Source organism: Pseudomonas sp. efr-133-TYG-23, assembly GCF_030209215.1.
Taxonomy (GTDB): Bacteria; Pseudomonadota; Gammaproteobacteria; order Pseudomonadales; family Pseudomonadaceae; genus Aquipseudomonas; species Aquipseudomonas rhodesiae.
The window spans coordinates 28,389-40,274 of the sequence record NZ_JARVSL010000019.1 but is presented as its reverse complement, the minus strand read 5'-3'; the positions used below and the strand labels follow the sequence as shown (position 1 = coordinate 40,274).

General features: G+C 58.3%; 11 protein-coding genes. 10 read left to right on the top strand and 1 reads right to left on the bottom strand.

Annotated features, from left to right (window positions below):
• Positions 1 to 23: 23 nt before the first annotated feature.
• From odhB to QRN41_RS12865, 6 genes are all read left to right on the top strand, one after another.
• Positions 24 to 1,247, top strand: a complete 1,224-nt coding sequence (gene odhB, locus QRN41_RS12890) for a 2-oxoglutarate dehydrogenase complex dihydrolipoyllysine-residue succinyltransferase (RefSeq protein ID WP_123480358.1) — start codon at positions 24 to 26, stop codon at positions 1,245 to 1,247.
• A gap of 104 nt (positions 1,248 to 1,351) precedes the next feature.
• On the top strand, positions 1,352 to 2,788 hold the full coding sequence (lpdA, locus tag QRN41_RS12885; protein ID WP_034137563.1) for a dihydrolipoyl dehydrogenase: 1,437 nt from the start codon (positions 1,352 to 1,354) through the stop codon (positions 2,786 to 2,788).
• Between the two features lie 204 nt (positions 2,789 to 2,992).
• Positions 2,993 to 4,159 carry an ADP-forming succinate--CoA ligase subunit beta gene (gene sucC, locus QRN41_RS12880; protein ID WP_034096668.1) on the top strand — a complete coding sequence of 389 codons (1,167 nt, stop codon included), beginning with the start codon at positions 2,993 to 2,995 and terminating at the stop codon, positions 4,157 to 4,159.
• The gene (gene sucD / locus QRN41_RS12875) at positions 4,159 to 5,040 is read left to right on the top strand and encodes a succinate--CoA ligase subunit alpha (protein ID WP_034096669.1); all 882 of its coding nucleotides are present in this window, start codon (positions 4,159 to 4,161) and stop codon (positions 5,038 to 5,040) included. Before sucC ends, sucD begins: the two co-directional genes overlap by 1 nt.
• 410 nt (positions 5,041 to 5,450) lie before the next feature.
• Complete coding sequence (brnQ, locus tag QRN41_RS12870) at positions 5,451 to 6,764, top strand: branched-chain amino acid transport system II carrier protein (protein ID WP_094066220.1); 1,314 nt, start codon at positions 5,451 to 5,453, stop codon at positions 6,762 to 6,764.
• Positions 6,765 to 6,936: 172 nt separating this feature from the next.
• Entirely contained in the window at positions 6,937 to 7,677 is a 741-nt protein-coding gene (locus tag QRN41_RS12865; RefSeq protein ID WP_034137565.1) for a DUF599 domain-containing protein, read from the top strand.
• 83 nt (positions 7,678 to 7,760) lie between these two features.
• On the opposite strand, the gene QRN41_RS12860 is transcribed toward QRN41_RS12865, so the two are convergent.
• Positions 7,761 to 8,003 (bottom strand): hypothetical protein, encoded by a 243-nt coding sequence (locus QRN41_RS12860; protein WP_017477534.1) that lies wholly within the window; start codon positions 8,001 to 8,003, stop codon positions 7,761 to 7,763.
• Positions 8,004 to 8,161: 158 nt separating this feature from the next.
• On the opposite strand from QRN41_RS12860, the gene QRN41_RS12855 reads away from it, so the two are divergent.
• The 4 genes from QRN41_RS12855 to QRN41_RS12840 all read left to right on the top strand — a co-directional run bounded on the left by QRN41_RS12855 (position 8,162) and on the right by QRN41_RS12840 (position 11,877).
• A complete protein-coding gene (locus tag QRN41_RS12855) occupies positions 8,162 to 8,638 on the top strand; it encodes a PaaI family thioesterase (protein WP_034137566.1) in 477 nt (158 codons plus the stop codon).
• A complete protein-coding gene (locus tag QRN41_RS12850) occupies positions 8,635 to 9,087 on the top strand; it encodes a PaaI family thioesterase (protein WP_034137567.1) in 453 nt (150 codons plus the stop codon). Before QRN41_RS12855 ends, QRN41_RS12850 begins: the two co-directional genes overlap by 4 nt.
• Before the next feature lie 89 nt (positions 9,088 to 9,176).
• Positions 9,177 to 11,081, top strand: a complete 1,905-nt coding sequence (htpG, locus tag QRN41_RS12845) for a molecular chaperone HtpG (protein WP_034096793.1) — start codon at positions 9,177 to 9,179, stop codon at positions 11,079 to 11,081.
• Between the two features lie 67 nt (positions 11,082 to 11,148).
• Positions 11,149 to 11,877: a dienelactone hydrolase family protein gene (locus tag QRN41_RS12840; RefSeq protein WP_285421634.1), complete on the top strand. Its 729-nt coding sequence runs from the start codon at positions 11,149 to 11,151 to the stop codon at positions 11,875 to 11,877.
• Positions 11,878 to 11,886 lie beyond the last annotated feature (9 nt).

The window sequence follows — 11,886 nt, the reverse complement described above, 5'->3', positions numbered from 1 at the left end:
CGAATTTTAAGGACCCACAGATAATGGCTATCGAAATCAAAGCCCCGTCATTCCCGGAATCGGTTGCCGATGGCACCGTTGCCACCTGGCACAAAAAACCAGGTGAAGCTGTCAAGCGCGACGACCTGATCGTCGACATCGAGACCGACAAAGTCGTGCTGGAAGTGCTGGCCGAAGCTGACGGTGTACTGGGCGCAATTGTTGCCGAAGAGGGCGCTACCGTGCTGTCCAACCAGGTGTTGGGCTCGATCGAAGAGGGCGGCGCTGCTGCACCTGCATCTGCTCCGGCTGCTGCACCTGCTGCTTCGGCGCCAGCTGCCGCTCCGGCCGCTGGTGCTGAAGACCCGATCGCTGCACCGGCGGCGCGCCAGTTGGCTGAAGAAAACGGTATCAACCTGGCTTCCATCAAAGGCACCGGCAAAGACGGCCGCGTGACCAAGGAAGACGTGGTTGCTGCGGTTGAAGCCAAGAAAAACGCTCCAGCTGCCGCACCTGCCAAGCCTGCTGCCCCGGCTGCCGCTGCTCCTGTGTTCGCTGCCGGCGACCGCACCGAGAAGCGCGTACCGATGACCCGCGTGCGTGCCACCGTGGCCAAGCGTCTGGTTGAAGCCCAGTCGAACATGGCAATGCTGACCACCTTCAACGAAGTCGACATGACCGAAGTCATGGCCCTGCGTTCGAAGTACAAGGACCTGTTCGAGAAGTCCCACAACGGCGTGCGCCTGGGCTTCATGTCGTTCTTCGTGAAAGCGGCCACCGAAGCGCTGAAACGCTTCCCGGCAGTCAATGCTTCCATCGATGGCAACGACATCGTCTACCATGGCTATGCAGACATCGGCGTTGCCGTGTCCAGCGACCGTGGCCTGGTGGTTCCGGTCCTGCGTAACGCCGAACTGATGAGCCTGGCTGAAATCGAAGGCGGCATCGCCACCTTCGGCAAGAAAGCCCGTGACGGTAAGCTGACCATCGACGAGATGACCGGTGGTACCTTCACCATCACCAACGGTGGTACCTTCGGTTCGATGATGTCGACGCCGATCGTCAACCCGCCACAAGCCGCGATCCTGGGCATGCACAACATCATCCAGCGTCCGATGGCCATCAACGGCCAAGTCGTGATCCGCCCGATGATGTACCTGGCACTGTCCTACGATCACCGCCTGATCGATGGTAAAGAAGCCGTGACTTTCCTGGTGACCATCAAGAACCTGCTGGAAGATCCGGCTCGTCTTCTTCTGGATATCTAAAAAGCAGCGGCAAGCTGCAAGCGACAAGCCCCAGGCTCGAAGAGCAGGTGGGTTTCAAACTTGTAGCTTGCGGCTTGTAGCTTGTTGCTAAAAGGGAACCTTTTATGACACAGAAATTTGACGTTGTAGTGATTGGCGCGGGCCCTGGCGGCTATGTTGCCGCCATCAAGGCCGCTCAACTGGGCCTCTCGACTGCTTGCATCGAAAAATACACTGACAAGGAAGGCAAACTGGCGCTGGGCGGTACTTGCCTGAACGTTGGCTGCATTCCTTCCAAGGCGCTGCTGGACAGCTCCTGGAAATTCCACGAAGCCCAAGACGGCTTCGCGATCCACGGCATCAACCATGCTGGCGTGACCATGGACGTACCAGCAATGGTCGGCCGTAAAGCCAACATCGTTAAAGGCCTGACTTCCGGCGTTGCCACCTTGTTCAAGGCCAACGGCGTGACTTCCCTGCAGGGCCACGGCAAATTGCTGGCCGGCAAGAAAGTCGAAATCACCAAGCCTGACGGTTCGGTTGAAGTGATCGAAGCTGAAAACGTGATCCTGGCCCCAGGTTCGCGCCCAATCGACATTCCACCTGCTCCAGTCGACAACAACGTGATCGTTGATTCGACCGGCGCCCTGGAATTCCAAGCTGTGCCTAAGCGCCTGGGTGTGATCGGTGCTGGTGTGATCGGCCTGGAGCTGGGTTCGGTATGGTCCCGTCTGGGTGCAGAAGTGACTGTTCTGGAAGCCCTGGACACGTTCCTGCTGGCTGCCGATACCGCAGTCTCCAAGGAAGCGTTCAAGACCCTGACCAAACAGGGCCTGGACATCAAGCTGGGCGCTCGCGTAACCGGCTCGAAGGTCAATGGCGAAGAAGTGGTCGTGACCTACACCGACAAAGATGGCGAACAAACCATCACCTTCGACAAGCTGATCGTGGCCGTGGGCCGTCGTCCAGTGACGACCGACCTGCTGGCGGCCGATAGCGGCGTGAACATCGACGAGCGTGGCTTTATCCACGTTGACGATCACTGCGCTACCACCGTTCCAGGCGTGTACGCCATCGGTGACGTGGTGCGCGGCATGATGCTGGCGCACAAGGCTTCCGAAGAAGGCATCATGGTTGTCGAGCGCATCAAGGGCCACAAAACCCAGATGAACTACGACCTGATTCCATCGGTTATCTACACCCACCCGGAAATTGCATGGGTCGGCAAGAACGAACAGCAGTTGAAAGCTGAAGGCGTTGAAGTTAACGTCGGCACCTTCCCGTTTGCCGCTTCTGGCCGTGCCATGGCAGCCAACGACACCGGTGGTTTTGTCAAAGTCATCGCTGATGCCAAGACTGACCGTGTATTGGGCGTCCACGTGATTGGCCCAAGCGCAGCAGAACTGGTTCAGCAGGGCGCGATCGGTATGGAATTCGGCACCAGTGCCGAGGACCTGGGCATGATGGTCTTCTCCCATCCGACCCTGTCCGAAGCGTTGCACGAAGCCGCGTTGGCAGTGAATGGCGGCGCCATCCACGTCGCCAACCGCAAGAAGCGCTAAGCGAGATAATAAGAAACCACGGCGGAGTTGCCCGTCGTGAGCCTTGCGCGCAAGACTCACCGCGGAATATCCGCTGGACGCAGCCTTGCGCAGCTTCACGGGCCATAAGCCCCGCAAGTTGCGCAAGCAGCAGTCACAGGTGGTGCGGCACTCATAATGAGCGCAGCGCCGAATGCGCAGTACCTAACGAAGACGGTAAAAAGCATGAATCTTCACGAGTATCAGGGTAAGCAGCTGTTCGCTGAATACGGCCTGCCAGTATCCAAGGGCTACGCAGTAGACACCCCGGAAGCAGCAGCAGAAGCTTGCGACAAAATCGGTGGTACCGAGTGGGTTGTCAAAGCCCAGGTCCACGCTGGTGGTCGCGGTAAAGCGGGCGGCGTTAAGCTGGTTCGCAACAAAGAAGATGCCAAGGCCTTCGCACAGCAGTGGCTGGGCAAGCGTCTGGTGACTTACCAGACTGATGCCAATGGCCAGCCAGTCACCAAGATCCTGGTTGAATCGTGCACTGATATCGCTAAAGAGCTGTACCTGGGCGCTGTCGTTGACCGTTCGAGCCGTCGCATCGTGTTCATGGCTTCCACCGAAGGTGGCGTGGACATCGAAAAGATCGCTCACGAAACCCCAGAAAAAATTCTGAAAGCCACCATCGATCCACTGGTTGGCGCTCAGCCGTTCCAGGGTCGCGAGCTGGCTTTCCAGCTGGGCCTGGAAGGCAAGCAAGTTGCTCAGTTCGCCAAGATCTTCGTAGGTCTGGCCAAACTGTTCCAAGATCACGATCTGGCTCTGCTGGAAGTGAACCCGCTGGTGATCAAGGCTGACGGCGATCTTCACTGCCTCGATGCCAAGATCAACATCGACGCCAACGCCATGTACCGTCAGCCTAAGCTGAAGACTTTCCACGATCCGTCGCAAGACGATCCGCGCGAAGCGCACGCTGCCAAGTTCGAACTGAACTACGTGGCCCTGGAAGGCAACATCGGTTGCATGGTCAACGGTGCCGGCCTGGCCATGGGTACCATGGACATCGTCAACCTGCATGGCGGCAAACCAGCCAACTTCCTCGACGTGGGCGGTGGTGCTACCAAAGAACGCGTGACCGAAGCCTTCAAGATCATCCTGTCCGACGCCAACGTCGCTGCAGTACTGGTCAACATCTTCGGCGGCATCGTTCGTTGCGACATGATTGCCGAAGGCATCATCGGTGCAGTGAAAGAAGTCGGCGTTAAAATCCCGGTTGTTGTTCGCCTTGAAGGTAACAACGCTGAACTGGGCGCTAAAGTACTGGCAGAAAGCGGTTTGAACATCATCGCGGCTACCAGCCTGACCGACGCTGCTCAACAAGTTGTCAAAGCTGCGGAGGGCAAATAATGAGCGTCCTGATCAATAAAGACACCAAAGTTATCTGCCAGGGTATTACCGGTTCGCAAGGTAGCTTCCACACCCAGCAAGCCATCGAATACGGCACCCAGATGGTTGGCGGCGTAACGCCAGGCAAAGGCGGCACCGAGCACCTGGGTCTGCCGGTGTTCAACACCGTGAAAGACGCTGTAGCTGCCACTGGCGCAACCGCCAGCGTGATCTACGTTCCGGCTCCTTTCTGCAAGGACTCGATCCTGGAAGCGGCATTCGGCGGCATCAAGCTGATCGTTTGCATCACCGAAGGCATTCCTACCCTGGACATGCTGGACGCTAAAGTTAAGTGTGACGAACTGGGCGTAGTCCTGATCGGCCCTAACTGCCCAGGCGTGATCACCCCAGGCGAATGCAAGATCGGCATCATGCCAGGTCACATTCACTTGCCAGGTAAAGTCGGTATCGTTTCCCGTTCCGGCACCCTGACCTACGAAGCTGTTAAGCAGACCACTGACGCCGGTTTCGGTCAGTCGACTTGCGTCGGCATCGGCGGTGACCCGATCCCAGGCTCCAACTTCATCGACATCCTGAAGCTGTTCCAGGAAGACCCGAAGACCGAAGCGATCGTGATGATCGGTGAGATCGGCGGTTCGGCTGAAGAAGAAGCGGCTGCCTACATCAAGGCACACGTGACCAAGCCGGTTGTTTCCTACATCGCTGGTGTGACTGCCCCTGCTGGCAAGCGCATGGGCCATGCGGGCGCAATCATCTCCGGCGGCAAAGGCACTGCAGACGAGAAATTCGCTGCGCTGCAAGACGCAGGCGTGAAAACCGTGCGTTCGCTGGCAGACATCGGCAAGGCCCTGGCCGAGCTGACCGGTTGGGCTGTCAAGTAAGCCTCGCGCTTAACTGACGCTTTACCCCACAAAGGCCACCTTCGGGTGGCCTTTGTGCTTCTTGGATGTCTTCGATCAATGTGGGAGGGGGCTTGCCCCGATGGCAGTGATTCAGCCACGCAATGATTGGCTGACACACCGGCATCGGGGGCAAGCCCCCTCCCACCTGTGTTCGTATTGCCAAGTTAAGTACGAAAACGCGACATCAAACTGTCGCTTATCGGACAGTACGCCCCGCAACAGTGCGTTTGTCGCCCTAATTCTGTACTCTGGCCGCCTCTTTATGCGCCCGCATCCCAAAAGGACGCTTCGCGCTGGAACGGTCGGTCCCCAAAAGGGCCGCCGGTATTTCCCTCATCCACAGGGAATCCCTCTCTAAATTCCGATTCAGCAGTGTGGTATTTCCTTAAATGAAAGTGTTGAAAGGCCAGGATATCCTGGCGTTGGGCTTTATGACCTTTGCCCTGTTCGTGGGCGCCGGCAACATCATCTTCCCGCCGATCGTTGGCTTGCAGTCCGGACCTAACGTCTGGATGGCGGCACTGGGTTTTCTGATCACTGCGGTCGGCCTGCCGGTGGTCACTGTAATCGCGCTGGCCAAAGTCGGTGGCGGCATGGACGCGTTGAGCAGCCCAATCGGCAAAATCGCCGGTGGCCTGCTGGCGGCAGCGGCGTATCTGGCGGTAGGCCCGCTGTTCGCCACGCCGCGTACGGCGACCGTGTCCTTTGAAGTGGGCCTTGCGCCCTTGACTGGCGAAAGCCCTCTGGCGCTGTTTCTCTACAGCTCCGTGTACTTTCTGGTGGTGTTCTTTGTGTCCCTGTACCCAGGGCGCCTGCTGGATACGGTGGGGCGTTTCCTCGCGCCGCTGAAGATCATAGCGCTGGCCGTGCTGGGGATCGCCGCATTTGCGCTGCCGGCCGGTGAGGTCGGTGTCGCCACCCCGGAATATGTCGCTGCGCCGTTTTCCCAGGGTTTTATCAATGGTTACCTGACCATGGATACCCTGGGGGCGCTGGTGTTCGGCATTGTCATCGTCAATGCGATTCGCTCCCGTGGTGTTGAATCGCCGAAGCTGATCACCCGTTACGCCATCATTGCCGGCCTGATCGCGGGTGTGGGCTTGGCGCTGGTGTATGTGAGCCTGTTCCGCCTCGGTTCGGGCAGCCATGCGGTAGCCGCTGGGGCCAGCAACGGCGCTGCGGTACTGCATGCTTACGTGCAGCATACCTTCGGCTCTCTGGGCAGCGGTTTCCTGGCCGTGCTGATCTCCCTGGCGTGCCTGGTGACGGCGGTGGGCCTGACCTGCGCCTGCGCCGAGTACTTCAGCCGCATCCTGCCGCTGTCCTACAAGACTCTGGTGGTGATCCTGGCGCTGTTCTCCTTGTTTGTGTCGAACCTGGGCCTGACCAAGCTGATCGCTTTCTCGATCCCGGTACTCACCGCGATCTATCCGCCCTGCATCGTGTTGGTGGCCCTGAGCTTCTGCAAAGGCTTCTGGCAGGAGCAAGGACGTATCGTTGGGCCGGTGATGCTGGTGTCGTTTATCTTCGGCTGCATCGATGCCCTCAAGGGCGCGGGCTTGGCGGATTGGCTGCCGGCGCAGTTGGCTAACCTGCCGCTGAGCGAGCAGGGCCTGGCCTGGTTGGTGCCGTCGGTGATGATCCTGGTCGTGGCGGTGGTGATTGACCGTCTGCTCGGCAAGCGCAGCGAAGCCATCGCATAAAGCGCCCGCTTCGAGGATTATTGAAATGCCCCGTATCAATCGATACGGGGCATTTTTTATGCTTTATGAGAGTGCAGCTTCTAAAGTTGCAACTGGATCAATGTGGGAGGGGCCGGCTCCCTCCCAACGTTGGAGCGCATCGCGCCACCATTCACCTTCTAACAGGACCCTCATGTCATTCGTCGAAGCCAATCAGATCCACTTGCTTGCCGCCCTGTGGTTCGTGCTGTGTTGGGGCGGCTATACCCGTTATGCCACTTGGAAGGCGCGAGACACCGCGTGCCTGGCCAGTGTGTTGCACTTGTATCGCGAAGACTGGATGCGGCGCATGCTGCTGCGGGACAACCGTATCGCCGACGCCAGCGTGATCGGCAATCTGGAGCGCAATGCCTCCTTCTTCGCCTCCAGTACCTTGATCATCCTCGCCGGTATTCTCACGGTGCTCGGCGCCTCCGAACGCGCCGTGTCGTTGCTGGCGGATATCCCCTGGGTACAACAGGCGTCCCAGGGCATGTCGGAAATCAAATTGCTGTGCCTGGCGCTGGTGTTTGTCTACGCGTTTTTCACGTTTAGTTGGTGCATGCGCCAATACAATTTTGCGGCGGTGCTGGTGGGGTCGGCGCCGATGATCGGCGAGCGACATGTGTCCGAACAGGAGCGTAAAGCCTTCGCACTGAGGGCGGCGCGGGTGATCTCCATGGCGGCCAACCAGTTCAACTTCGGCCTGCGTTCTTATTACTTCGGAATGACCATGCTGGCGTGGTTTGTCAGCCCATGGTTGTTCATGTTGATGAGCGCCGGCGTAGTGTTCGTGCTGTATCGCCGAGAGTTTCATTCCGACGTATTGGAAGTGATGGTGTATACGCCAACCGACACGCCATTGCCGGAGCCGGCGAAGGAGGCGGTGTCTTAGCCATCTAGTTAAATGCCGGACAAAGTAAAGCCCGCTATATAAGCGGGCTTTCTTTTTGCAGCACTGCTAATTCAAGCCAGGTCTCAAGAACCGGTGGCAGGTGCTGCTTCTTTCGCGGCGGCTTCGTTAGATTCGGCCTGAGCTTTGGCAGCATCGGCGTTTTCTTTCGCAGCGTCGTTCACTTTATCCTGAGCCTTCGCCATATCTTTCTGAGCTTGCTCAGAATGTGCAGCGGCGTCTTGGGCTTTGTCTTCGGATTTCTTGTCGCAGGCAGCCAGACCGAGGGCAGCGGCCAGCATCATGGAAATAGCTAAAGTCTTGCGCATGGGGTGTTTCTCCTTATTGAAGATATCTACTGGCCTTTCGAGCCTGAGGGTTCAGCATTAGTTCCTTTAATTACGCAGATATATAAACCGCACCCTGCAAGGAACTTTGGCCCGCACCACATACTCCGCGGATTAACACGAATAAGAGTCTAGACCGAATGACCGAAAACCCACTATTAGAACGTGCCCGGCGCTTCGTTTCGGCATTGCGCCATTGCCACGTGCTGGGCATTACCGTGCATGAGGCTAATCGGGACGGCATGACCCTCGTCTTGCCTTACAGCCCGGCGATTGTTGGTGACCCCCAGTCCGGCGTGATCCACGGCGGCGCGCTGACCTCCTTGATGGACACGGCCTGCGGCATGGCGACTCTATGTGCGCTGGAGGAATTCGAGGTGTGCCCGACCCTCGATCTACGCATCGATTACATGCATCCGGCCGCACCTCACAAGCCGGTGTATGGCTTCGCCCAGTGCTATCGAGTCACGACCGACGTGATCTTCACCCGTGGCTTCGCCTATCAGGATGACCCGCAGCAGCCCATCGCCCATGTGGTGGGCACGTTTATGCGCATGGGCAAGCGTCTCAAGGGCACGCAGGGGCTGGGCGATACGATCAAGGGAGCGCAGGCATGACCCATCGATTCAAAACACGCCTCGAACAAGCCCATGCCCGCGGTGACTATACGGCGCTGCTGGACGGGATTCCGTATGCCCAATTGATCGGCATTGAATGCACGCGGTTGGGCGATGAATTGCTGTTTCGCCTGCCGGCCAACAAAGACAACATTGGTAACCCCATTTTGCCGGCCTTGCACGGCGGTGTGATCGCCGGGTTCATGGAGTTGGCCGCAGCGTTGCACTTGCTGGTGTTTACCGGGGCGCCAGGGCTGCCGAAAATCATCGACTTTTCCCTGGATTACCTGCGTGCCGGTCAGTTCCGCGACACCTACGCCACGTGTCAGGTGTGGCGCCAGGGGCGGCGTGTGGCGAATGTGGCGATCACCGCGTGGCAAAGCACGGCGGCAGAGCCGATTGCCACGGCCCGTGCGCATTTCAAGATTGAGGAGGCGAGTCGCCCTTGAAATCCTGGTCTTAGCCCCCAACTTTGATGACAACCCGCCGCCGACCCTAAAGGTCGGGGCCACTGCCATCCAATTGGAGTTTGATGACCATGAGTGTGGAAACTCAAAAGGAAACCCTGGGCTTCCAGACCGAGGTGAAGCAACTGCTGCACCTCATGATCCATTCGCTGTATTCCAACAAGGAAATCTTCCTTCGCGAATTGATCTCGAACGCCTCTGACGCTGTCGACAAATTACGTTTCGAAGCCCTGTCCAAGCCCGAGTTGCTGGAAGGTGGCGCCGAACTGAAAATCCGCGTGAGCTTCGACAAGGACGCCAAAACCGTCACCCTCGAAGACAACGGTATCGGCATGAGCCGTGACGATGCGGTCACCCACCTGGGGACCATCGCCAAATCTGGCACTGCCGATTTTATGAAGAACCTGTCGGGCGACCAAAAGAAGGATTCGCATCTGATCGGCCAGTTTGGCGTGGGCTTCTACTCGGCCTTTATTGTCGCCGATAAGGTTGAAGTGTTTAGCCGTCGCGCCGGCCTCGACGCCAGCGAAGGCGTGCACTGGGCGTCGAAAGGCGAGGGCGAATTTGAAATCGCCACCATCGATAAGCCAGACCGCGGTACTCGCATCGTGTTGCACCTCAAGTCCGGTGAAGAAGAATTCGCCGACGGCTGGCGCCTGCGCAATATCATCAAAAAGTACTCCGACCACATCGCACTGCCGATCGAGCTGCCTAAAGAACAGGCTGCCGCCGAAGGCGAAGAAGCCCCGGCCCAGGAATGGGAAGTGGTCAACCGCGCCAGCGCCCTGTGGACCCGTCCTCGCACCGAGATCAAGGACGAGGAGTACCAAGAGTTCTACAAGCACATCGCTCACGATTACGAAAACCCGCTGAGCTGGAGCCACAACAAGGTTGAAGGCAAGCTGGAATACAGCTCGCTGCTCTACGTACCGGCCCGCGCGCCGTTTGACCTGTACCAGCGTGAGGCGCCGAAAGGCCTGAAACTCTACGTACAGCGCGTATTCGTGATGGATCAGGCGGAATCCTTCCTGCCGTTGTACCTGCGCTTTATCAAAGGCGTGGTCGACTCCAACGACTTGTCGCTGAACGTGTCGCGGGAAATCCTGCAGAAAGACCCGATCATCGACTCCATGAAGTCGGCGCTGACCAAGCGCGTACTAGACATGCTGGAAAAACTGGCGAAGAACGAGCCTGAGCAATACAAAGGCTTCTGGAAAAACTTCGGCCAGGTCATGAAAGAAGGCCCGGCCGAAGATTTTGCCAACAAGGAAAAAATCGCTGGCCTGCTGCGTTTCGCTTCGACTCAGGGCGAAGACGGCGAGCAAGTGGTGTCCCTGGCCGAGTACCTGGCACGCGCCAAGGAAGGTCAGGACAAGATCTATTACCTGACCGGCGAAACCTACGCTCAGGTCAAAAACAGCCCGCACCTGGAAGTCTTCCGTAAAAAAGGCATCGAAGTGCTGCTGCTGACCGATCGTATCGACGAGTGGCTGATGAGCTACCTCAGCGAGTTCGACGGTAAGTCGTTCGTCGACGTGGCCCGTGGCGACCTGGACCTGGGTAACCTGGATTCGGAAGAGGACAAAAAAGCCGCTGAAGAAGTGGCCAAGTCCAAAGAAGGCCTGGTTGAACGCATCAAGACCGCCCTGGGCGAAGCTGTCAGCGAAGTACGGGTTTCTCACCGTCTGACCGATTCCCCGGCGATCCTGGCCATCGGCGAGCAGGACCTGGGCATGCAAATGCGTCAGATCCTTGAGGCGAGCGGGCAGAAAGTGCCGGACTCGAAGCCGATCTTCGAATTCAACCCTGCGCATCCGTTGATCGAGAAGCTCGACGGCGAGCAGAACGAAGAGCGTTTTGGCGACCTGTCGCACATCCTGTTCGACCAGGCAGCCCTGGCCGCCGGCGACAGCTTGAAAGACCCGGCCGCCTATGTGCGCCGACTGAACAAGCTGTTGGTTGAACTGTCGGTTTAACAACGTTGTAGGAAAAACCCGCTTCGGCGGGTTTTTTCGTTCCAGTGCACCTTAATCGGAGTCAATGATGAGCCAAGTCACCGTGCGTTCCGTGGTCTATCAGATCGATGGCCAGCCGTATGAAAGCCGCCTGGCGTTCGACGCCAGCCAAAAAGGCCCGCTGCCGGGTCTGTTGATGGCGCCCAACTGGATGGGCGTCAGTGCCGGCGCCGAAGAAATTGCCAAGGCCGTTGCCGGCAAGGGCTATGTGGTGCTGATCGCCGACCTGTATGGGCAAGCCGTGCGCCCGTCCAATGCCGATGAGGCCGGTGCGGCGATGATGCCGTTGAAAAATGATCGCCCGTTGCTCAACAAGCGTATGCAGGCTGCTCTCGACCAACTGCAGGCCCAGACCGAGGCGGCAGTGGATACCTCCCAGCTCGCTTCGTTCGGCTTCTGTTTCGGCGGTTGCTGCACCCTTGAGCTGGCCCGTACCGGCGCGCCGTTGAAGGCTGCGGTATCGTTCCACGGCACCCTCGACACACCGAACCCGGCGGATGCCAAGAACATCCAAGGTTCAGTCCTGGTGCTGCATGGCGCCTCGGACCCCTTGGTGCCCAAGGAGCAGTTGCCGGCGTTCGAGGATGAAATGAACGCCGCCGGTGTGGATTGGCAGTTGCTCAGCTATGGCGGTGCGGTGCATTCCTTTACCGACCCGCACGCCAATGTGCCGGGCAAGATGATGTACGACGCGAGAACTGCCGCGCGGGCCTTCCAGTCGATGCATAACTTGCTGGATGAAGTGTTCAAGGCCTGAGTTTTCAGC